The 22,939-nt window shown below is 35.6% G+C and carries 23 protein-coding genes, 1 pseudogene, 2 riboswitches and 1 other annotated feature; of the genes and pseudogenes, 21 read left to right on the top strand and 3 right to left on the bottom strand.

From position 1 onward, the window contains the following. The first annotated feature begins 119 nt into the window (after positions 1-119). Positions 120-204, top strand: a riboswitch (cyclic di-GMP riboswitch). A gap of 141 nt (positions 205-345) precedes the next feature. The 13 genes and pseudogenes from COE49_RS17750 to COE49_RS17685 all read left to right on the top strand — a co-directional run bounded on the left by COE49_RS17750 (position 346) and on the right by COE49_RS17685 (position 11,128). Then, positions 346-2,082 (top strand): methyl-accepting chemotaxis protein, encoded by a 1,737-nt coding sequence (locus COE49_RS17750; protein ID WP_088231772.1) that lies wholly within the window; start codon positions 346-348, stop codon positions 2,080-2,082. Between the two features lie 61 nt (positions 2,083-2,143). After that, a riboswitch (TPP riboswitch) is annotated at positions 2,144-2,245 on the top strand. 101 nt (positions 2,246-2,346) lie between these two features. Beyond that, a complete protein-coding gene (locus COE49_RS17745) occupies positions 2,347-2,667 on the top strand; it encodes an MTH1187 family thiamine-binding protein (RefSeq protein WP_088231771.1) in 321 nt (106 codons plus the stop codon). Beyond that, positions 2,639-3,412 carry an ABC transporter permease gene (locus COE49_RS17740; RefSeq protein WP_140417426.1) on the top strand — a complete coding sequence of 258 codons (774 nt, stop codon included), beginning with the start codon at positions 2,639-2,641 and terminating at the stop codon, positions 3,410-3,412. Before COE49_RS17745 ends, COE49_RS17740 begins: the two co-directional genes overlap by 29 nt. Next, complete coding sequence (locus COE49_RS17735; RefSeq protein ID WP_088231769.1) at positions 3,409-4,407, top strand: ABC transporter substrate-binding protein; 999 nt, start codon at positions 3,409-3,411, stop codon at positions 4,405-4,407. The genes COE49_RS17740 and COE49_RS17735 overlap by 4 nt, the downstream gene beginning before the upstream one ends. Then, entirely contained in the window at positions 4,404-5,153 is a 750-nt protein-coding gene (locus COE49_RS17730) for an ABC transporter ATP-binding protein (RefSeq protein WP_088231768.1), read from the top strand. Before COE49_RS17735 ends, COE49_RS17730 begins: the two co-directional genes overlap by 4 nt. Before the next feature lie 443 nt (positions 5,154-5,596). Further along, positions 5,597-7,141: an ABC-F family ATP-binding cassette domain-containing protein gene (locus tag COE49_RS17725; protein ID WP_088231767.1), complete on the top strand. Its 1,545-nt coding sequence runs from the start codon at positions 5,597-5,599 to the stop codon at positions 7,139-7,141. Positions 7,142-7,684: 543 nt separating this feature from the next. Continuing rightward, complete coding sequence (locus tag COE49_RS17715) at positions 7,685-8,056, top strand: DnaJ family domain-containing protein (RefSeq protein ID WP_098945983.1); 372 nt, start codon at positions 7,685-7,687, stop codon at positions 8,054-8,056. Between the two features lie 10 nt (positions 8,057-8,066). Continuing rightward, entirely contained in the window at positions 8,067-8,381 is a 315-nt protein-coding gene (locus tag COE49_RS17710; RefSeq protein ID WP_088231765.1) for a thioredoxin family protein, read from the top strand. Positions 8,382-8,394: 13 nt separating this feature from the next. Next, positions 8,395-8,634 carry a hypothetical protein gene (locus COE49_RS17705; RefSeq protein WP_088231764.1) on the top strand — a complete coding sequence of 80 codons (240 nt, stop codon included), beginning with the start codon at positions 8,395-8,397 and terminating at the stop codon, positions 8,632-8,634. Positions 8,635-8,716: 82 nt separating this feature from the next. Further along, positions 8,717-8,833, top strand: a complete 117-nt coding sequence (locus COE49_RS17700) for a histidine kinase (protein ID WP_098945982.1) — start codon at positions 8,717-8,719, stop codon at positions 8,831-8,833. A gap of 107 nt (positions 8,834-8,940) precedes the next feature. Further along, complete coding sequence (locus tag COE49_RS17695) at positions 8,941-9,522, top strand: TetR/AcrR family transcriptional regulator (RefSeq protein WP_098945981.1); 582 nt, start codon at positions 8,941-8,943, stop codon at positions 9,520-9,522. A 66-nt stretch (positions 9,523-9,588) separates the two neighbouring features. Beyond that, the gene (locus COE49_RS17690; RefSeq protein ID WP_098945980.1) at positions 9,589-10,821 is read left to right on the top strand and encodes an MFS transporter; all 1,233 of its coding nucleotides are present in this window, start codon (positions 9,589-9,591) and stop codon (positions 10,819-10,821) included. Positions 10,822-10,907: 86 nt separating this feature from the next. After that, positions 10,908-11,128: pseudogene (locus COE49_RS17685) on the top strand (helix-turn-helix transcriptional regulator). 69 nt (positions 11,129-11,197) lie between these two features. Here COE49_RS17685 and COE49_RS17680 read toward each other — a convergent pair. Further along, positions 11,198-12,481, bottom strand: coding sequence for an MFS transporter (locus COE49_RS17680; protein ID WP_098357427.1), 1,284 nt, complete (start codon positions 12,479-12,481; stop codon positions 11,198-11,200). Between the two features lie 108 nt (positions 12,482-12,589). After that, entirely contained in the window at positions 12,590-13,903 is a 1,314-nt protein-coding gene (locus COE49_RS17675; RefSeq protein WP_098357428.1) for an alkaline phosphatase family protein, read from the bottom strand. Between the two features lie 154 nt (positions 13,904-14,057). On the opposite strand from COE49_RS17675, the gene COE49_RS17670 reads away from it, so the two are divergent. Together COE49_RS17670 and proS are read left to right on the top strand one after the other, a co-directional pair. After that, positions 14,058-14,351, top strand: coding sequence for a YesK-like family protein (locus COE49_RS17670; protein WP_060629394.1), 294 nt, complete (start codon positions 14,058-14,060; stop codon positions 14,349-14,351). A gap of 93 nt (positions 14,352-14,444) precedes the next feature. After that, positions 14,445-14,651: a binding site (T-box leader), on the top strand. 47 nt (positions 14,652-14,698) lie between these two features. Beyond that, positions 14,699-16,129 carry a proline--tRNA ligase gene (proS, locus tag COE49_RS17665; protein ID WP_088231760.1) on the top strand — a complete coding sequence of 477 codons (1,431 nt, stop codon included), beginning with the start codon at positions 14,699-14,701 and terminating at the stop codon, positions 16,127-16,129. 114 nt (positions 16,130-16,243) lie between these two features. Here proS and COE49_RS17660 read toward each other — a convergent pair whose 3' ends face one another. Continuing rightward, entirely contained in the window at positions 16,244-17,158 is a 915-nt protein-coding gene (locus tag COE49_RS17660) for an LPXTG cell wall anchor domain-containing protein (protein WP_098357429.1), read from the bottom strand. 295 nt (positions 17,159-17,453) lie between these two features. Between COE49_RS17660 and COE49_RS17655 the strand changes: the two genes are divergently transcribed. The 6 genes from COE49_RS17655 to COE49_RS17630 all read left to right on the top strand — a co-directional run bounded on the left by COE49_RS17655 (position 17,454) and on the right by COE49_RS17630 (position 22,928). Continuing rightward, positions 17,454-18,332: an ROK family protein gene (locus tag COE49_RS17655; protein ID WP_088231758.1), complete on the top strand. Its 879-nt coding sequence runs from the start codon at positions 17,454-17,456 to the stop codon at positions 18,330-18,332. A gap of 128 nt (positions 18,333-18,460) precedes the next feature. Next, on the top strand, positions 18,461-19,057 hold the full coding sequence (locus COE49_RS17650; RefSeq protein WP_088231757.1) for a TerD family protein: 597 nt from the start codon (positions 18,461-18,463) through the stop codon (positions 19,055-19,057). Between the two features lie 23 nt (positions 19,058-19,080). Further along, positions 19,081-19,665 carry a TerD family protein gene (locus tag COE49_RS17645; protein ID WP_140417425.1) on the top strand — a complete coding sequence of 195 codons (585 nt, stop codon included), beginning with the start codon at positions 19,081-19,083 and terminating at the stop codon, positions 19,663-19,665. Between the two features lie 79 nt (positions 19,666-19,744). Then, positions 19,745-20,323 carry a TerD family protein gene (locus tag COE49_RS17640; RefSeq protein ID WP_088231755.1) on the top strand — a complete coding sequence of 193 codons (579 nt, stop codon included), beginning with the start codon at positions 19,745-19,747 and terminating at the stop codon, positions 20,321-20,323. Between the two features lie 72 nt (positions 20,324-20,395). Then, positions 20,396-21,187: a TerC family protein gene (locus COE49_RS17635; protein ID WP_088231754.1), complete on the top strand. Its 792-nt coding sequence runs from the start codon at positions 20,396-20,398 to the stop codon at positions 21,185-21,187. 109 nt (positions 21,188-21,296) lie between these two features. Further along, the gene (locus tag COE49_RS17630; RefSeq protein WP_088231753.1) at positions 21,297-22,928 is read left to right on the top strand and encodes a YceG family protein; all 1,632 of its coding nucleotides are present in this window, start codon (positions 21,297-21,299) and stop codon (positions 22,926-22,928) included. Positions 22,929-22,939: the final 11 nt, after the last annotated feature.

The following is a 22,939-nucleotide window of genomic DNA, read 5'->3' as shown; positions in this document are numbered from 1 at the left end:
TAATACATTAGAACCCTACATTTATATCTCTAAATAAGTAGACATTTTAATCTGTATGTTGTAATCTTTGAAAGAGAATAATTTAATTCTCATAGAACTCCCATATCGTTCAACTCGTTCAGCGAGAAAGGCAAACTTATGGAAACATGAGGACGCAAAACTACAGGGGCTAAGGTCGAAAGGCTATGCTAGCCAGTTACCGGACGGATAGGGTTGGTCTTGACCAATGCGTTTTTCATTGGTCTTTTTTTTATTTGTAAACAATTGAGAAATGTTATCAGTTATTAAGTGTTTATATTTTGATAGTTTTACTTGATATTAAGTTAATTAAGAAAGGTGATGTTAATGAAAAAATATTGGCATAAGTTATCTTTTCTTCAAAAAAATGTATTGTTAACGGTGTTAGTTATTTTGACGCTTGTTGGTACTATGGGAGCGTTAAGTTTTAACATGTTTCAAAATAGTATGATGTCTATATTTGAAAGGCATTCTTTTGAAACAGGAGATACGGTATTACATAAATTAGACGAAGAGATAGTGAGAGATGTTGCAAAAGACCCAGCGGCAGAAAGAGAAAAGAGAGAGAAGTTAACAGAGAAATTAGATGAATCAACGGAAGAATTGAACAGTGTTGGACAAACGTATATTGTGGGAGCAAAAGAAAATGAAAAAGGCGAGTTACAAATCGTTGGCTTGTCTACAGGCTTAGCAAATGTTGTTGAAGTAAAGCCGGGAGACTATTATAAACAACCAGATCTTTGGATGAAAGCATATGATAAGGTAATGAGCACGAAAAAAGCAAACATGACAGTAGTATATGAAGACGCATTAGGATCATGGGTAACGATATTAGAGCCAATTAAAGATGGAGACGATAATATTGTGGCGATTGTTGCAGCGGATGTAGATGCCTCTATTGTTCCTAGTACAAAGGGAAAATTCATTATACAAGGTTTAATGTTTATTTGTATTTCTGTTTTAATTGCAACTGTTATTCAATTCTTAATTGTACGTAATGCACTTGCTCCATTGCGAGATTTGCGTGAAGGATTGCGCAAAGTCGGTGAAGGTGATTTAAGTGTTAAATTAGAGGAAAGACCAGATGATATTGGTATTATTAATGCGTATTTTAATAATACCATCGAGAAGTTTAAAGGAATTGTAGATAAAGTGAAGCAGACAGCAGAACAGGTTTCCTCATCTTCACAAGAATTGTCAGCGAGTACGAAAGAGAATAGTATGGCAGTTCAAGAAATCGTAAGTTCTATGGTTGGGTTAAGAGCTGGCGCTCAGTCTCAAGAAACTTCAGTACAACAGTATTTAGGTATTGTATATGAAATGGAAGATAAGATGGAAGAGATAACGAATGCTGCAAAACAAATGGCGATAGCATCTGAAGGTATGGAGCATCATTCAGTAGAAGGAAATGGTGTTATTGAACAGGCGATTAATCAAATGGGCATAATACAAAATGCAGTACAAGATTTATCTTCAATTATTTATTCGTTGGAAACAAGATCAAAAGAAATTAGTGATATTGTAACTGTAATTACTGGCATTTCAAATCAAACAAATTTATTAGCTTTAAATGCTTCTATTGAAGCTTCACGTGCTGGAGCGGCTGGACGAGGGTTTGCTGTTGTTGCCGATGAAGTGCGTAAATTAGCAGAACAAACGGAAGCATCAGCAAAAGATATAGCAAAATTAATAGGGGAAACACAAGCTGAAACGGAAGAAGCTGTTGTTTCAATGCAAAAAGGTTCAAAAGAGGTAGAGTCTGGAATTACGCTCGTTCAAAGTAGTGGCTCCTTCTTTGAAAAAATTTCAAAATCAGCACAATCTGTTACAAATCAAGTTAGAACTGTTTCTAGCAATTCAAGTGATATACTGCAAAATAGCCAAAATATTGTTCGTGTTGTAAATGAACTATCACATATCGCAAATACGTATGCGAATAGTAGTAATATTGAAGAGAGTATGAAAGAACAGGAAATGTCTGTACAAGATATTGCCGAATTAGCTACTTCTTTAAGCTGGCTTTCACAGGAGTTACAAGAATTAATTGGGGAATTTAAAAGTTAAATGAAATGATTATGCACGCTTTTGTTTGTTCAATAAAATAAATCATGCTACAATGAAAACGAATTAAGAACCGGGGAGCCAATTGGCTGAGAGGATGTAAGTATACATCGACCCTCAACCTGATCTGGATAATGCCAGCGTAGGGAGTTACTTTAAAGTGATGTAGCATAAGTTATTATAGAATAACTTGTATACAAGGCTTTCCTACATGGTAGGAAAGCCTTTTCTTTTTTTGGAAAAGTTATATTTAAGGAGGAATTTATTATGTCACAACAAGTTACAATGTCATTTTCAGTAGTACCGCAAGCGAAGAACAAAGATGTATATTCTGTTGTTGATAAAGCAATTGAAGTTGTGCAACAATCGGGAGTTCGTTATGAAGTAGGAGCAATGGAAACAACGCTGGAAGGAGAATTAGATGTACTTCTTGATGTCGTGAAACGTGCACAGCAAGCATGCGTCGATGCTGGAGCAGAAGAAGTGATTACTTCGATTAAAATCCATTATCGTCCAAGCACTGGTGTAACGATAGATGAAAAGGTTTGGAAGTACCGTGATGAATATGCAAAACCAGAAGCAATCTAAACTAATTACAACTATTTGGCTTATCCTTCTCATTGCAATATGGGAAGGATCTGTTTCATTATTTAAAATTGAACCGTGGATTTTGCCAAAGCCTTCTGCCATTGTTCAAGAATTAATTGGGATGAAAGATTTACTATTACCAAATACGATGCAAACGCTGCAGGAAGTTATAATCGGACTGTTTTTTGCGATTTTACTCGGGACGAGCATTGCAATTCTTATGGACGTTATCCCTTTACTTCGTATTTTAATAAATCCGTTACTCGTTATTTCGCAAACAATTCCAATCGTTGTACTTGCGCCCTTATTTATTATTTGGTTTGGATATGGGATGTTGCCGAAAGTAATGGTAGTCATACTCGTTTGTTTCTTCCCAATTGCGCTTAGCATTTTAGAAGGTTTTCAAACAGTAGATAAAAACATGTTGAAATTGTTGCAAACGATGAAAGCAACGAAATGGCAAGTTTACCAAAAAGTAAAGTTTCCAGCAGTGCTCCCATACTTTTTTTCAGGCTTAAAAATTGCAGTTACATATAGCGTAATGGGGGCAATTATCGGAGAATGGCTCGGTGCAAGTGAAGGGTTAGGGGTTATGCTTACGAGAGCAACAAAATCCTTTTTAACTGCCCGAGTATTTGGTGTTGCAGCGATTATCGTCATGGTGACACTATGTCTGTATTTTATCGTGGAGTTTATGGCAAGAATAATAGCACCATGGATATATAGAAAGGACGGTAGGAAATGAAAAAGGGTTTAAAAGTGATGTTAGCTGCTTTATTAGCAGTAGGGGTGGCTGGATGTAATCCGGCGAAGAAAGAAGAAAGTGCAAGTAAAGATCAAAAAGTAAAAGTAGTATTAGATTGGTTTCCAAATACGAATCATACCGGTTTATATGTAGCGAAAGCGAAGGATTATTACAAAAAACAAGGGTTAGATGTAGAAATTATCCAGCCAGGTGATAATGTAACAGCGGAGCAAATGATAGCTTCAGGAAAAGCTGATTTCGCAATAAGTGCACAAGAAAATGTCACATTAGCTCGTGTGGAAGGGATTCCTGTTGTGTCTGTAGGAGCGATTATTCAGCATAACACGTCTGCTTTTGCATCGCTAAAAAAAGATAATATGACGTCACCGAAGGATTTTGAAGGTAAACGTTACGGAGGCTGGGGAGGACCAGCGGAAGAAGCGACGTTAAAAACAATTATGGATAAGCATCAAGCTGATTTTAATAAAGTTGAAAAAATCATTTTAGGGCAAACTGATTTCTTTAAATCAATTGGCCGAGATGCAGATTTCGAATGGATTTATTACGGATGGGATGGAATTGAAGCGAAGCGTCAAGGAAAAGAGTTAAATACGATTATGGTAAAAGATTTAGATCCAGCGCTTGATTTCTATAGTCCGGTTATTATTACGAGTGAAAAACATACGAAGCAAGACAAAGATTTTGTGAAAAAGTTTATGACCGCAACGACAGAAGGTTATAATTTTGCAATTAAAGAACCGAAAGAAGCGGCGGATATTTTAATTAAAGCTGTTCCAGATATAAATAAAGAGTTAGTACAAGAAAGTCAAAAATGGTTAAGTACAAAGTATCAAGATGATGCTAAAGCGTGGGGAGTACAGAAGGAAGAAGTTTGGACGAATTACATGAATTTCTTATATGACAACAAAGTTATTAAAAAGAAAATCGATGTAAAAGATGCCTTTACAAATGAATTCCTTCCAAGTGAAAAATGAGCGGATTACAAATAAAAGATATTGTGAAATCTTTCGATGGAAAGAATGTATTAGCGGATATTAGTGCCTCTATACAGGAGGGAGAGTTTGTCTCTTTTGTAGGTCCAAGTGGTTGTGGGAAAAGCACATTGTTAAATATGATTGCGAGTGTGGAAGAACCAACGAGTGGAGAGGTATTTTATAACGAGGAACATGTAAGAAAACAAGATGTTGTAAGTTATATGCCACAACAAGATTTATTGCTGCCGTGGCGATCTGCTTTGCAAAATATTGTCCTTCCATTGGAGATTGAAGGGAAACCTAAAAAACAAAGATTAACAGAAGGAATGGAAGCGTTAAAACAGTTTGAGTTAGATGAATATGCAAATCATTATCCAGATGCATTGTCTGGTGGTATGCGCCAAAGAATTAGCTTTCTTCGCACATATTTATGTGAAAAACCGATTATGCTCCTTGATGAGCCTTTTGGAAAATTGGATGCATTTACAAAAATGGAAGTACACAGTTGGCTTTTGAATTCTTGGCACCAGGAAAAACAAACAATTGTTATGGTTACCCATGACTTAGATGAAGCAATCTTGCTTTCTGATCGCGTATTTATTTTATCTCAAAGACCCGCATCAATAGTTGGCGAAGTACAAGTCAAATTACCTAGGCCGCGAACGATGGATATGTTAACATCACTTGAGTTAAAGAAGGATAAGGAAGAGATTTTAAGAGTATTAGCTCCTTATATGAAAAAATAGAAAAAAGTCTTTTAACAGTTCTTGGTACAATTGCTGTTAAGAGGCTTTTTTTATAGGAGGAGAAAGATGAAATCTATAGAGAAAATAGTGGATTCATTAACGCCAGATGATTTTGAAGAAGGAACAAAAGAAAAAATAGAGAATAGAATATAACAGAGTAGTTTATACTCTTAATATAATAAATGTTAAAGGGGTGAAAGGATAAAATGACTTTATCAACTGTTCTTCAAATGGTTTTAGCTTAAGACGGGAGAAGTCTGCCTATTTTTAACGATTAAGCTAAATTGAAGACAGCAGGTAAAGAACCTTAATCCTTTCTTACGATAATATGTAATGGGTAAGGTGTATTCACCTTACCCATTTTTATATGCACAATTAAATAAGGCTTTATACTGTTGTTCTCTCTATTTAGCTTATGAATCATAAGTAAAGGAGAGAAAAAAATGAGTATATTAACAGTAGAAAATGTAAGTCATTCGTATGGTGAGAAAACCATATTATATAAGGCATGTTTTCGATTATTAAAGGGAGAACATGTTGGGTTAGTAGGGAAAAATGGAATTGGAAAATCAACGCTGTTACGTCTGTTAACAGGAGAACTTATACATGATGAAGGGAAAATTGAATGGTTTCCGCAGGTGAAGGTAGGATTTTTACAGCAACATACAGATTTACAAGAAGGGATAACAATTGAAGAATACTTGCAAAGTGCATTTTCTAATTTGTATGCGATTGAATGCGAAATGTTAAAAATTACAGAAGAAATGGCTGAAGCAGAAGACGTAGAAAAACTGTTAGTAAGGTATGGAGAATTACAAACTATATTGGAAGGCTCCAACTTTTATCAAATTCATACAGAAATTGAAGAAGTAGCAACGGGTTTAGGGTTGTTTGAAGTAGGGATGAAGAAGGATGTTTCAAAGTTAAGTGGTGGTCAGCGGACAAAGCTGTTACTTGGGAAACTCCTTTTAGAAAAAGCTGATGTTTTATTGCTAGATGAGCCAACGAATTATTTAGATACAGCACATATAGAATGGTTGCAATCCTATTTACAAATGTATGAAAAAGCTTATATTATCATTTCACATGACGAAGTATTTTTGAACAAGATTACAAATGTTATTTATCATCTAGAGAAGCGGGCAATCAAACGCTATGTGGGTGATTATAATAGTTTTGTGCGTAATTATGAACTGCAAAAGAAACAATTACAAGCAGCATATACGAAACAGCAAAAAGAAATTACACAGTTAGAAACATTTATTCAAAAAAATAAAATTCGAAAAGCGAAACAAGCAAAAAGTCGTGAGAAAGTATTGGAGAAAATGCAAAGGGTTGAAAAGGTTAACAATGTACCTCGTGCCCGTTTTGATTTTAATGTTTATGCTGAGCCAGTGAGTCGTATATTACAGGCCGAGAAACTAAGAATAGGTTATAGTGAACCGTTATTTCCAGAATTGGATTTTCAAGTGAAAAAAGGGGAGAAAATAGCGATTGTTGGTCATAATGGCATCGGAAAAACGACAATGTTAAAAACGCTATTAGGGCAAATAAAGCCATTAAGCGGTTTAGTTTCTATTGGAGAGCGGGTAAATCCTGCTTATTTTGCACAGGAAGAATTTGCTTCAGAAATAACGCCATTAGAGAAAGTTTGGGAAGAACGACCAGATATGACAAAGAAAGAAGTACGTCAAGCATTAGCGAAGTGTGGATTGAAAGAAGAGCATGTATTAAAGCCGCTTTGTTTATTAAGTGGAGGAGAACAAACAAAGGTACGACTTTGTGAACTTATCGTAACGAAAAGTAATGTTTTAATTTTAGATGAACCGACTAATCATTTGGACGTAGAAACTAAGAACGGTTTGCAGGAAGCGTTACAACGATATAAAGGAACGGTCTTAATTGTCTCACATGATCCTTCTTTCTATGAATCGTGGATAACGAAAATATGGAATATAGAAGAATGGAATGCTGAACGATATGAATAAAGAAAAGGCATTAGCTNNAGCTAATGCCTTTTCTTTATGATTAACATGATTTTCGAGAACTTTTACATGAGAAGTGTATGAAGAAACACCCTTATGGTGCGCTTATAAGCGTGCTTTTTCTTTTGTTATGTTTATATTTATAATAATACTAGATGCCCTTCCCTAATAGGCTACTATCTTTCTTTATATATATAGATAGTTTAAAATGGAATGAAAATAATTCCTATATGTAAAGGATAATGTGATTAGTATAGGAAGACAATAGAGCTTAAAGGAAATTCATGTAAACTTCAGATGAACTTCACGTAAACTTCATATTATAAATCGAATATAATTATAATAGGTTATTATAATGTTTATTAAGATTCCTCTGACTTCGTCCTTGATTGTAATGGGTTTATCAGAAGGAATATCACCCTTTTTTATACAATAGTAATTTTATATAGCGTTTAAAAAACAGTATGGAGTCAATCTTGAACGGTGTAGCAAGATAATGAAATTTCATGTAAAATAATAGTAAAAATATGTAAGGGAGGGAGTAATGTGGATGTGTTTTTGAATATTGCCGAAGAAAAAATTCGACAAGCCATACGGAACGGTAATCTCGATCATATTCCGGGAAAAGGAAAACCACTACAATTAGAAGACCTTTCCATGGTACCTCCAGAACTTAGAATGAGTTATAAAATTTTAAAAAACGCGGGAATGATTCCACCAGAAATGGAACTACAAAAAGATATATTAAAAATAGAGGATTTAATCGCTTGCTGTTATGATGAAGCAGAGAGAAAAAAGTTACAAGAAGAATTAACAGCAAAAACGCTGCGTTTTCAGCAAGTAATGGAAAAGAGAAAGATTAAAGAGAATTCAGCATTTCGTATGTATCAAGATAAAGTATTTCGTAAATTACGCTAAGAGGGATAATATGAATACATTTGAAACGATAGAAGAATTAGCGACATATATTGATGAGAAACAAGTAGTACTTCTGTTCATTAAAACAGAAAATTGTGGTGTTTGTGATGTCATGCTAAGGAAAGTAAATTACGTATTAGAGAATTATGATTACGTAGAGAAAATAGAGGTATTGCTACAAGATATGCAAGAGGTTGCCGGGCGATATGCCGTATTTACAGGGCCAACAGTTTTATTATTTTATAATGGAAAAGAAATCCTTCGTGAATCACGCTTTATTTCACTTGAAAATTTAGAAAGAACCATTCAATTATTCGAAGGTTAAGGGAGGTTTTTATATGGAATTTATTATTGTCATACTATTATTTGTTGTAATTGGAATCATTGTAACAGCTGTTCGATCAAACAAAAGGAAAGTTAATTTGATGAAACAGAGTAATATGCATAATTCGTCTAACAGCTCATCACCATTATTTTTCTTCGCTGGATCTGATGATAGCTCACATGATGGTGGTTCACATGATTGTGGAGGGTCTTCTGGCGGAGATAGTGGAGGGAGCTGCGGCGGTGGTGATTGATAAGAATACGCCTTATATAGGCGTATTTCTTTTTTAAACAAACGTTTGTTTAACTATTTTTAACATACTAAGGGGAATGGAAATGAAAAGGGAACCGAAAGTGAAAAATAAGGGGAAAGTAATGTTATTTTTATTAGCTGCGGGAGGTGTATTTCTTGTCAAATTAGGACTTAAAATTGGAATAATACATATGATTTGAACGTGGTTTGAGAGTACGTTTTCTTAAATAAGGAATATAGCCTCTTGCGATAGAGGTTTTTGATTTGTTATTATTAGACTGAACGGTCGGTTTAAAGAGGTGTGAATATGAGAAGAAGCGCAGAAGAGATAAAGAAAGAAATTGCATATAAAGCAGAAAGTCTTTTTTCACAGAAGGGCTATGCAGCTACATCTATGGAAGAGATTTGTGAAATTACAGAGCGAAGTAAAGGAAGCATTTATTATCACTTTAAAAGTAAAGAAGAATTATTTTTATTCGTAGTGAAACAGCATACGTATGATTGGCTTGAAAAATGGAATGAGAAAGAGAAGTTATATAGTACTAGTACCGAAAAACTATATGGTCTCGCGGAATATTATGTAGAGGACATACAGCAACCAATTTCAAATGCAATAGAGGAATTCTCTATGAGCCAAGTTGTAAGTAAAGAGATTCTGGATGAACTGTTAGCATTAACTAGAGAATCATATGTTATGTTGGAGAAATTAATTGAAGCAGGTATACAGTCTGGAGAGTTTCGTGAAGATAATACGCGCGATCTTATGTATATTGTGAATGGATTATTATCAGGGCTTGGGGTACTTTACTACGAGTTAGATTATAAAGAGCTGAAACGTATTTATAAAAAAGCGATAGATGTATTGTTAAAAGGAATGGCAGCTGAATAATAGGTCAGTTGCTTTTCTTACAAAACAAATTAGACCGAACGGTCGGTTTAAGAAAGGGGAATGAAAATGAACGCTTTATTTAAAAACCGAGCATTTATGCTCGTTATGGCATCTGATATTTTACAACAATTTGCAATTTGGATCAGAAATATGGCTCTTTTGTATTTCATAATGGAGCGAACGAATAATGACCCGGTTTCCGTTTCAGTGTTATCGGTTATGGAATATGCACCTATCTTTATTTTCTCGTTTATCGGTGGTGCGCTAGCTGATCGCTGGAATCCGAAAAGAACGATGGTTGCTGGAGATGTGTTAAGTGTACTGTCTATTATAGGTATTGTTTTGTTGTTACAGCTGGATTATTGGCAGGCAATATTTTTTGCAACACTCATTTCCGCGATGGTAGGCCAGTTTTCTCAGCCATCATCTTCGCGTATATTTAAGCGCTATGTAAAGGAAGAGCAGGTAGCAAATGCGATTGCATTTAACCAAACATTACAGTCGTTATTTATGATTTTTGGACCAGTGGTAGGATCGCTTGTGTATACACAACTTGGTTTATTTACGTCACTATATAGCTTAATCATTTTATTTTTGTTATCTGCTATTGCTCTTTCATTTTTACCGAAATGGGTTGAACAAGAGCAAGTGGCGAGAGATTCATTGAAAAATGATATAAAAGAAGGTTGGAAATATGTACTTCATACGAAAAATTTACGTATGATTACGATTACTTTCACTATTATGGGCTTAGCTGTTGGACTAACGAATCCATTAGAGGTATTTCTTGTAATAGAACGCCTTGGGATGGAAAAGGAAGCAGTTCAATATTTAGCCGCAGCTGATGGAATAGGTATGTTGATCGGTGGTATTGTTGCTGCAGTTTTTGCCTCAAAGGTGAATCCGAAAAAGATGTTTGTATTCGGTATGAGCATATTAGCGATGTCATTTTTAGTAGAAGGGCTATCTACATCATTTTGGATTACTAGTTTCATGAGATTTGGAACAGGTATTTGTTTAGCTTGTGTTAATATCGTTGTCGGTACGCTTATGATTCAACTTGTACCAGAAAATATGATTGGAAGAGTAAATGGGACAATTTTACCACTGTTTATGGGGGCAATGTTAATAGGAACTTCGCTAGCTGGAGGATTGAAGGAGATGACCTCACTAGTTACCGTATTTTGTATAGCAATGTCACTTATTTTATTAGCAATAGGTCCGGTTTTACGTATGCAAATAAAGAAAGAAGATGTTGTTAATCGAGAGGAAATGACGAATTCATTGATTTCGAAATAGCTATTGTAAGGGGGATTAATTGCCCCCTTTTTTCATGGCGATCTTTTGACAATGAAGTGTACGGAATATATACTAATGTCGTAAAAATGATTTTACATGTTAGGAGAAAAGATGTAAAAAATCAAATTTATGAATTGCGCACTGAAAATAATATTTCACAAGGTGCATTAGCTGATAAGTGTAAAGTTTCAAGACAGACGATAAATGCAATTGAGAATAATAAATATGATCCAAGCTTAGCGTTAGCTTTTCGCTTAGAGGAAGTATTAGGAACAACTGTTGATAAATATTTTTGTACAAACAGTAGAGTCTTTTCGTGTAAGGCGCACCGTTAAAAATAAAAAAAATCCCCTTCTCATATGAAGAGGATTTTTTCTTATAGTGTTTTAGCTTTTGGATTAGGTGGTGTAATAGATGTATCATTTTCAGGCACTCTAGTTAATAAGAATCCACCTATAACGAACAGTACAATAATACTAAGTACGCCAGCGTTTGTTTTGCCAGTTAATTGAGTCGTAACACCAACTAATACTGGCCCCATAATGGCTGCGAATTTGCCAAAAATATTATAGAATCCGAAGAATTCATTAGCAGATTCTTTTGGTACTAGTTTGGCAAAATAGGAACGACTAAGTGCTTGAATACCACCTTGAGATGTGGCAACGAGCATTGCTAAAATCCAAAAATCAAGTGTCGTTTTTAAGAAATAAGCATATGTGCAAATAATGATATAAATAATAATACCGACATATAGCATTTTCTTACCGGTAAATGTTTCTGATAGTTTTCCATATAATAAAGCGAATGGACAAGCTACAATTTGTGTGACAAATAATATGATTAATAGATTAGTTGCACTAATCCCAAGATCAGTTCCATAAGCTGTAGACATAGTAATAATTGTGTCGACTCCATCAATGTAGAAAAAGTAAGCGATTAGGAACATAAAGACCGTTTTATATTCTTTAATATTTTTAAAAGTATCAGCAAGGCGTTTGAAGCTCATTCTAATAGGTTTTGGATGACGTTCAATATAGTGTGTTTGCTCAACATTTTTTAGCATTGGAATTGTAAATAACCCCCACCAAAGCGCTGTTATTGCAAATGAAATTTGGCTAGCAATACCGATTGATAGAGGGATAGTTCCTTTTTGAGCAAGAATGATAAGCGCAATACAACCGATAAAAGGAATTGTACTTCCAATATATCCTAAGGCGAAGCCTCTCGTAGAAATTCGGTCCATTCTATCTTTAGAAGTAACATCTACTAAGAATGCATCATAAAAAATATTTGCTCCAGCAAAACCGACTAATGCGAGCATATAGCATCCTAATAATAAGTACCACTGAGAGGTTGGAACAACTGCTAGCATACTTGTAAAGACAATACCGAGTCCAAAGAAAAATGTGAAAAATCGTTTTTTAAACCCTTTATAATCAGCAACTGTGCCGAGAATAGGAGCAAGTATAGAAATTAAAAGTGTAGCGAACGAGTTTGCATATCCCCAATAAGCTGTGGAAGTGGCACCGGACAGTCCAGCTTCTTTTGCAGCTGCTTTAAAGTAAATTGGGAATAATGCAGTTGTAATGACGAGCGAATATACGGAGTTCGCCCAATCGTATAATATCCAGCTTTTTTCTTGTCTGGACATTTTTTTCATATAATGTTCCCCCTTTAATTTGTTCTACTAACAGTGTACAAAAATAAAAATTGTAAAAAGAGAAACAGTGATGATTTTTACATAACTTTTACATATATAAACAGTTCTTTACAATTGAAGTAAATCCTCTACAATTGATCCGTCTGTTTCACCTAAGTGTAAACCGAGTAGTCTAGCAATAGTTGGGCCTTCATCAATTAGTCTCATATACGGGATGGTAACGCCGCTTTGAATACCTTTCCCAGCAGCGATAAAAATTGTTTCATAGTTAGGTTTTGTCGGCGAGTATCCGTGAGTTCCAAATGTATATTTTTTACTAGGAGTAACATCTTTTTCAGTAATTTCTTTTATAAAATCCCCTGTATAGTTTTCAGTGAAATAATACCCTTCTTGTGCTTCTAACATGAATAAACAATTGCCGTCTGCACCGCATTCTTTCGCATCTTCATCATGAAGTATAAATTCAATTCCGTTTTGTTTATTTTGAAGCAGTTCTTCAAGGAGTAGTTGTACTTCTCGAATCGTATCTGTATCGTTTTTGTCTTTCACATATACATAGGCGGACCCATCGCAACTTTGGCAATAAGCATTCCAGTCTACTAATTTTCCTTTTGAATTTACGGAGATAAGCCCTTTTTGATGAAATAGTACATTTAATTGAATAGATTTGTTTTCACTTAAAGCGCTATGATCACCAAGAGCGATAATAGTGCTCTCTTCGTATAGTCCACTATCTTTTAAAGCTTGAATAATTTTCCCTAGTCGCTCATCATGTCTATGAATTGCGGCTATTGTTTCTTTTGATTCAAAGCCGTGATAGTGTCTTTGGGTGTCTAAATCGGTGAAATGTACAAACATGACATTAGGCTTTTTCGTCTGGATTGTATGCACAGCAGAAGCAAGTACGAAATCATCAAGTTCAGGTTGTGACAGTCCATTTCGTATATGACCGAAACGACGATTTAAATCTAATTGATATAGTGGGCTACCGCTAAATAATGAAACTAAAACTTGATTTTGCCACGGTCTATTTGGAAAGATTTCTGGTAAATTGTAATCAATATTTGCTCTTCCAGTAACAGGCCATAGAAGGGCAGCCGTCGTTAAATTTGCTTTATGTGCTTGATCATATAATGTTGTTCCTTGGATTGATTTTCGGTACCAATGCCAGTCTGGTGATTCACGTCCAGGTTGAAGTAACGTATTGCTAACAACACCATGCTTATTAGGGTAATTACCAGTTACGATTGTTGAGTGACTTGGATAGGTTACAGAAGGATAGATGGGCTCTACCTTTTCCACAATTGCTCCCTTTTTTATTAGAGATTGGAAATGAGGTAATTTTTGTAGTATAGGAAAATCTAAAGCTGATAAACAGTCGAATGATAAAATAATGACACGATTAGTTAATGCTTTATCCATAAAGTAATCCTCCTAATTATATGAAACCTATTATTATATATTACTATTAATACCTAGTAATAAAAATATGTTTTTGAATAAAATTTACTGTTTATTTTCAGAAAAGTTAAACATATAATTAAGTATAAGGGAATGAATGAGAGGAGGGAATACTGTGGATTTACTAGATGGATTTGGTATCTTTTACATCATTGGTGGCATCACAATTATTCTTGTATTTGCTATTTCGTATTTACTAAAGAAACGGTTTCCAGACAAACAGTTCGACATTATATTTGCACTTAGTTTAATACTTCTTTGCTTAGCGTCCTTTCCCGTTACAATGATGGTTATTGGTGGATGGGAAGGAATGGGATATGGATTTATTGGTTTCTTCGTTCTACTTGGCACACTTATCGGTATGATTGCACATCAACTTGTGAAAATTACGCGGAAAAGCTACGTATAAAACTGTAAAAAATGAAAAGAATATATAAAAATAAGAAAATTCACTCTTGTTTTAGGGTGAAATCTATATTATGATAATCAACAAATTTATTTCGTTATAACGATGAAAAAGGACTAGTACATGTTCAACCTTTTTAGCAGAGAGAGAATCCGTCAGGCTGAAAGATTCTTAAAAAGGCGATATGGAACCTACCTTTGCGTTCTGCATATGCAGCGGGAATTTCCCGTTATCAAAAAGAGAGCATGCGCAATTTTTGTGCATGAATCAGGGTGGTAACGCCGGCAAAGCTCGGTCCCTATTTAGGGGCACGGGCTTTTTTGTATTTTCTAGAAGGAGGAAGACTGACAATGGCAAAAGAACAAGTACAAGCGATTACGAAGATGGAAGAGGACTTTGCGCAGTGGTACACAGATATTGTGAAAAAAGCAGAACTTGTTGATTATTCGAGTGTAAAAGGATGTATGATTCTACGTCCGTATGGCTATGCCTTATGGGAAAATATGCAAAAAGTGATGGATGAAAAGTTAAAAGCATCTGGTCATGAAAATGTGTATATGCCAATGTTTATCCCAGAGAGTTTGTTGCAAAAAGAGAAGGATCATGTAGAAGGATTTGCTCCTGAAGTAGCATGGGTGACACATGGCGGGGATGAAAAGTTGGCGGAACGACTTTGTGTACGCCCTACATCTGAAACTTTATTCTGTGAGCATTTTTCAAAGATTGTGCAATCATATAATGATTTGCCAAAGTTATATAATCAGTGGTGTTCAGTAGTTCGCTGGGAGAAGACAACGAGACCATTCCTTCGTACGACTGAATTTTTATGGCAAGAGGGTCATACGATTCATGAAACAGCAGAGGAATCTCAAAATGAAACATTAAATATTTTAAATCTGTATGCTGCTTTTTGTGAAGATTACCTAGCCATTCCAGTCATTAAGGGACAAAAAACAGAAAAAGAAAAGTTTGCCGGAGCGAAGGCAACTTATACAATTGAAAGCTTAATGCATGATGGGAAAGCACTTCAAACAGGAACATCTCATAACTTTGGAACAAACTTCTCAGAAGCATTTGATATTAAGTTTTTAGATCGTAACGGTAAGTGGCAATATGTACATCAAACTTCTTGGGGTGTATCAACAAGGATGATAGGTGGATTGATTATGGTTCATAGTGATAACAATGGGCTTGTAATGCCACCAAAAGTTGCTCCAGTACAAGTTGTTATCGTACCGATTGCGCAGCATAAAGAAGGTGTGTTAGAAAAGGCGACAGAGTTACAAGGGCGCATTCAAAACGTTGCACGTGTGAAAGTAGATGCTAGCAATAAAACACCTGGTTGGAAATTCAATGAGTATGAAATGAAGGGAATTCCAATTCGCTTAGAAGTTGGTCCAAAGGATATAGAAAAGAATCAAGTCGTACTTGTAAGAAGAGATACGAAGGAAAAAGAATTTATATCAATGGATCAATTAGAGAAACGTATTCCAGCACTACTTGAGGAAATTCATCATTCTTTATTTAATAAAGCAAAAGTATTTCGCGATGAGAACACATATAGTGTGACAAATTTCGAAGAGATGAAAAAAGTAGCTGACGAAAAGCAAGGCTTTATTAAGGCAATGTGGTGCGGAGACCTAGCTTGTGAAGAAAAATTAAAAGAAGAAGTTGGAGTATCTTCACGCTGTATGCCTTTTGAACAAGATCATTTAGCTGATGAATGTATTTGTTGTGGTAAAGATGCTAAGCAAATGGTGTATTGGGGAAAAGCGTATTAATATGCTTTTTGATAGAGGATAAAAAGGACTTTGAGTGCATAATAAAATGCATTTCAAAGTCCTTTTCATTATTATAATTCGTTTTATGTATTTTTTAGATGGAAGGATGTGTTTTTATTTTGCATTTTTACGGCGAATAAACAATGACATACCAATTAGGAATGTTGAAAGTCCCATTAAAATAGAGGCAGGATAATGTGTTGCAGTATTAGGTAACGTATCTCCTTGTTTTTTCGTGTTATCTTTTACATTCCCGCCTTGGGAACTACTATCGCCTTTAACACGGCTGCCGCCCTGAGAGTCATTGCTACCTTGGGAACTGCTATCGCCTTTAACACGGTTGCCGCCTTGAGAGCCACTGCCACTAGAGTCACTGCCACTAGAGTCACTGCCACTAGAGCCACTGCCACTAGAGCCACTGCCACCAGAACCATTGCCACCAGAACCATTGCCACCAGAGCCGCTATCACCAGAACCGTTGCCACCAGAACCGTTGCCATCAGAGCTGCTACCACCAGAGCCGTTGCCACCAGAACCGTTGCCACCAGAGCCACTGTCACCAGAGCCGCTACCACCAGAACCGTTGCCATCAGAGCCACTGCCGTCAGAGCCGTTGCCACCAGAACCGCTACCACCAGAGTCGCTATCACCAGAACCGTTGCCGCCAGAGCCGCTACCACCAGAACCACTGCCGCCAGAGCCGTTGCCATCAGAGCCACTGCCGCCAGAGCCATTGCCACCAGAACCGCTACCACCAGAACCACTGTCGCCAGGGCCATTGCCACCAGAACCGCTACCACCAGAACTGTTGCCATCGGAATCATTGCCGCCAGAACCACTATCATCTTGAGAACCGTTGTTTCCTGGAGGTTTATTATTATCCTTTGAGTTGCCTTCTGCTAAATTAACGTTATTTTGTACAATCGCGTTTGTTACTGGAGAGAAGTTTTCTGTTGCTGCATTACCGATATTCAAACCACTAAAAAAAGATAAAGAAAGTGTTGATGCTAAAATGAAGATTTTCGTCATTGATTTCCTCCTGAAAAATTCATATTCCATCTAAAATACATCCCTTTGTAATATTTCATTGGAAAAAGAGTTTTATGCAAAAAAAACTATATATAGAAAAAGGTGGTGTATTTCTAAAGAGAGAAAAGAGTTAGTGTAAATTCTTTACCTCGTATTAATGGGCTGCCCGTAAAAGTCCGATTGGTGAAGGCTAATAATCAGTGGGATGAACAAAACCCCACTGATTAAAGTTTCAATTTATAAATAGTAGAGTGGTGGAATTCTACACTCATTACAGTAGAGGAAGTGACAGCAGATGAAAGAATATATTGCATTTGATATTGGCGGTACACAAATTAAATATGGAATTGTTTCAGGAACAGGAACAGTACTAAAGCATAAAACAGTTCCAACAGAAATTCATTTGGGCGGGGAACAAATTATTCAAAAACTCATTCTTTTATCAAAAAAATTAATGAATGAACATCCGATTGCGGGAATTGGTATTAGTACTGCGGGGATTGTTAATATTTATAAAGGGATTGTAACGGGAGGGACAGAGCATATTCCGAACTACGCTACTATTCCTATTATTGATAGATTGAAAGAAATATTAAAAGTTCCTGTATCCATTGACAATGATGTGAATTGTGCAGCGTTCGGAGAAAAGTGGAACGGTGTTGGAAGAGATAAAAGAAACTTTATTATGCTCACCCTTGGAACTGGTATTGGAGGAGCGATTTTTATAGATGGAGAGTTATACAGAGGGCATTCGTTTAGTGCTGGCGAATGGGGAAATATGTTGATAGAAGGGAAGGCGTTTGAAGAGGTCGCTTCGATTTCGGGGTTAATTCGTCTTGTACGGAAATATAAAGGTGAAAGTGATTGGGATGGAAAAACGATTTTCGAATTGTATGATAAAGGAGATAGAGAAGTTACGCAAGCAGTTGAGGTTTTCTTTAAACATTTAGCGATTGGAATTAGTAACCTTGCTTATATTTTTAATCCAGAAATGATTGTTATAGGTGGGGGGATTACTGGTAGAGGAAATCAGTTCTTAAAAGAAGTAAAAGAAGAGGTCAGGAAATACTTAAATCAAGAGATTTATAATAATTGTGAGATTGAACTTGCACAAAACGGTAATTGTGCAGGAATGATTGGTGCTATTTACCACTTCTTACATTGGCATAAATAAGTTATATGAATGTTTTCATATAACTGAGAATTTATCCTTTTTCTCACTAGGTAAATAATGCTACAATATAAAAGAAGAATACAATATTTTCCGATTCGGAAAATGCTTTGTAGAAAGGGAGAAACTTCATGCCTATTATTTTAGAAAAAGGTCAAAAGATCGATTTAACGAAAGGACAACCAAAAGTAGCAAAACTACAGGTTGGCTTAGGCTGGGATCCAATTGGGCAATCAGGTGGATTTCTGTCTTCATTATTTGGAAGTAAACCAAATGTAGATTGTGATGCATCTGTTGTTATGTTAGAAGGGGATCGTTTTTTAAACAAAAATGATTTAGTTTACTTCGGAAACAAACTTTCTACTTGTGGTAGTATTATTCATTCAGGAGATAATTTAACAGGTGAAGGCGCTGGTGATGACGAAACAATTTTCGTAGAATTACATAAAGTTCCGAGCCGTATTAATCGTTTAGTATTCGTTGTAAATATTTATGACTGTGTAAATCGTCGTCAAGATTTCGGGATGATTCGTAATGCATATATTCGTATTCAAAACCCGCAAACTGGTGAAGAATTGGCACGCTATAACTTGTCAGATAATTACGCTGGCAAAATGACTCTAATTGCAGGGGAAATGTATCGAGACGGAAACGAATGGAAGTTTTCAGCAGTTGGAGAAGGCACACAAGATAAAAACTTAAGTGAGATTGTATCACGTTATCAATAAAATAAACCGAGGAGGAATTGAATATGGCATCAATTTCATTGAAAAAAGGACAAAAGGTAGACTTAACAAAAACAAATCCAGGTCTTTCGAAAGTTCTTGTAGGACTTGGTTGGGATACGAATCGTTATGATGGACAAAACGATTTTGATTTAGATGTTAGTATCTTCTTAGTAGGTGCGAATGGGAAAGTTTCAGGTGCGGAGGATTTCGTCTTCTACAATAATCCAAAAGGTGCGAATGGCGCTGTAGAGCATTTAGGAGATAACCGAACTGGTGACGGTGAAGGCGATGACGAAACGATTAAAGTAGATTTAAAAAATGTACCTGCACATATCGAACGTATTTGCTTCACAATTACAATTTATGATGGAGAAGGTCGTAGCCAAAACTTTGGACAAGTTTCTAACTCTTTCGTACGTATTCTAGATGAAGAAAAGAATGCGGAATTAATTCGTTACGATTTAGGAGAAGATTTCTCTATTGAAACAGCGGTAGTAGTAGGTGAATTATACCGTCATGCAGGTGAATGGAAATTTAATGCAATTGGAAGTGGGTTCCAAGGTGGATTAGGTTCTCTATGTAATAACTTTGGATTAGATGTAGAGTAATAGATTAATATATCCATCAGTAAATATATATTTACTGATGGATATATTTTTTAAAATTAAATTATAGAGGTGAAAATATATGGTTATTCAATTGCAAAAAGGTCAGAAAATTGATTTAGGTAAAACAAGCCCTGGTTTATCCAAAGCGGTAATTGGTCTTGGCTGGGATATTAAATCTTATGATGGTGGATCTGATTTTGATTTAGATGCATCTGCCTTTTTATTAGATGCGAACGGTAAATGCACGAAGGAAACTGATTTTATTTTCTATAATAATTTACAATCTCCTTGTGAATCAGTTTTACATACAGGAGATAACCGTACAGGTGCAGGTGACGGAGATGATGAGCAACTTGTTGTAGATTTGAAAAAGGTTCCAGCAGATGTGCACAAAATTGCAATCACAGTTACAATTTATGATGGAGAAGGCCGTAATCAAAACTTTGGGCAAGTCGGAAATGCATTCGTTCGTTTAGCAAATGAAGAAACGAATGAAGAAGTTCTTCGTTTTGATTTAGGGGAAGATTTCTCCATTGAAACAGCAGTTGTCTTTTGTGAATTATACCGTCATAATGGACAGTGGAAGTTTAATGCAGTAGGAAGCGGATTCCAAGGTGGATTAGGTGCGCTTGTAAGAGCGTATGGCCTGGATGCATAGAAGGGAAACGATATTCGTTTCCTTTTTTTGACCTTTCTATAAATCTAGCAAAGAATAGGGGATAAAGGTAAGATGAGTATTTTGCAAGGAATCCTTGATACGTATGCTCAGTTTTTCGACTTGGACATGTGGATTAAAGTGTTGCAGGATCCAGTATCTTGGGGCTTAATCGGTACACTTGTTGTACTTGAAGGGTTATTATCTGCTGATAACGCACTTGTATTAGCGGTAATGGTAAAACATCTTCCAGAAGAGAAACGTAAAAAAGCATTATTCTATGGACTTATTGGAGCGTATGTATTCCGATTTATCGCGATTGGAATTGGAATGTACTTAATTAAATTAGCATGGGTAAAAGTGTTAGGTGCACTTTACTTAGCTTGGCTTTCAATTAAATACTTCATTGATAAAAGAAAAGGTAATGCAGAAGACGAGGAAGCTCATGGTATGAACCAAAATAGTATTCTCTTTAGAATGTTCGGTGTCTTCTGGGGAACAGTTGCGATGGTTGAATTAATGGATATCGCATTCTCTGTAGATAGCGTACTTGCTGCATTTGGTGTATCAAATGAAGTTTGGATTTTACTATTAGGTGGAATGCTTGGTATTTTAATGATGCGTGGTATTGCGGGCGTATTCTTAAAATTGTTAGAACGTATTCCAGAACTTGAAACGACAGCATATATTTTAATCTTAATTATTGCAGCAAAAATGCTACTGTCTGTTATTCATATTGAAATGAGTCATACAATGTTCTTTATTATTTTAGTTGTAGCATTTGGAGCAACATTTATACTTCACTACATGAAGAATTCTGGACAAGCTAAAGAAGAAGTTGCAGCTACTAAAAATAATCATAAATAATTGAAATGGGTTTGCTCGTTTTACGAGCGCCCATTTTTTATAACCAAAAATAGTTTATAATAGAAGAAGGACTTAGAAAAAACGTAAATGTTTTTGGAGGTGAACTGTTGTGTTTTCACGTTTTACACTTCAACCATATGCATTAAAAGATGAATCAGATTTAAAGCAATTTGAAACACTTTTAGAAAAACGCCCACAATATGAGCTGACAGAGAATGAGATGAAATTTAGTTATATAGCAAGTCGAATCCTTGGTGTTCCTAATGATGTAGATGAATATTTTAATGAACTGTTTGATTATAGTGAAGCGAAAGGAATCGAAGTTTTACACGAACAAAATTTAAATAAAGTGATTGATTCGGAAAAGCTTCGTCATATTCAAGAAGTGTTTGGATTACATCAAGAAGCACCAAATGGTCTGACAGTAAATAGGCTAGTGGCACACTTATCTGGGAAACAACTTTTACCGAAAGTAGATAACCCTGATTTACAGCATCATATACATACAACGTTTATTTCTGTATTGAAATTATATGAGAAACAACATAATCAATCTTTAAAGACAGAGGGCTTCCGTCGTTTCTTAATCGACATGATTAAATTAAGCGAAAACTACGTAGCAAAGTGGTTCTCTACGATTAATTATAAGAAACAAATGCCACGTATCGTTTGGTATGGTGATGCACAGGAAAGTCGTATATACTTTTTATATTTTCTTATTATGCTCGGTTGTGACGTGCTTTATTATCATCCAGAAGGAAAAGATGGATTTGAGAATGTGGATGAGGACGGCAGGACTTTTGTTGTATCTCACCAAAGCCGTATTTCATTGGAACCATTCCCCGATCGTCGTCGTGAACGCGTCGCAACGGTAGCGTATCAAGCTTCAAAGGAAATTGAGCAAGTACTCCACCATGATAATTCACTATTATATAAACCGTGGCAATTCCGTTCGTATACACCTGTAGCGCGTACGCTAAAAACGACATATGATGAACTCTTTTTAATTACGAAAGAAAAGGCATTTGTACGTCCAACGTTTTATGTTGAAAATAAACATATTTATATCCCGTCTTTATTTGCAAAAATATCAGGTGTGTCAAAAAATGATAAAGAATATTTTCAGCGATTAAAAGCTGTTACATCATTTGATAATAGTTTATTAATTAATACATTTCCGTTTACGAAAGAACAAAAAGCGAATTTTCAATACCATTATCGAGATGCGTTAGATCGAGCTGGGAAATTACACCCTGATTTAATTATGAATAGTCATTGGTGGCCACATAAGCGATTGCCTGAAGGATTGCAGCATGGTATTGCAGAGGCAATCATTCATACGTGTGAAAGTGAAATATGTAAACCAATTGGGAAAGAGACGAAACAAGAGGTAGCACTATATGTTTTCGCACAGCTCTCTCAAATACCACCTAATATTTTAGAACAACTTGAGAAATTTGATTATTCACAAGAGGTACCAAAAATTGTTATATTTAATAATGAGAAGAGCGGAGAATTAACTCGTTCGGATGCTGTTTTATTATTATTTTTAAATCAAATTGGAGTAGATGTATTCCACTTTAATCCAACGGGAAGAAACGATATTGAACCGTATATTGAAGCAGGAGCATTTGATTCACATTGGCTTGAAGAAGTTAATTTCGACCTTGAGTTTCATGGTTCATCAGCCTATAAAAATTTATCACAAACAATAAAAGGACTATTTCGTCCATTTTTATAAGGAAAGGGAGA

It is taken from the genome of Bacillus sp. AFS029637 (assembly GCF_002584985.1).
GTDB lineage: Bacteria > Bacillota > Bacilli > Bacillales > Bacillaceae_G > Bacillus_A.
Note: the sequence above shows the minus strand (reverse complement) of the source record. Positions and strands in the feature narration are given on the sequence as shown.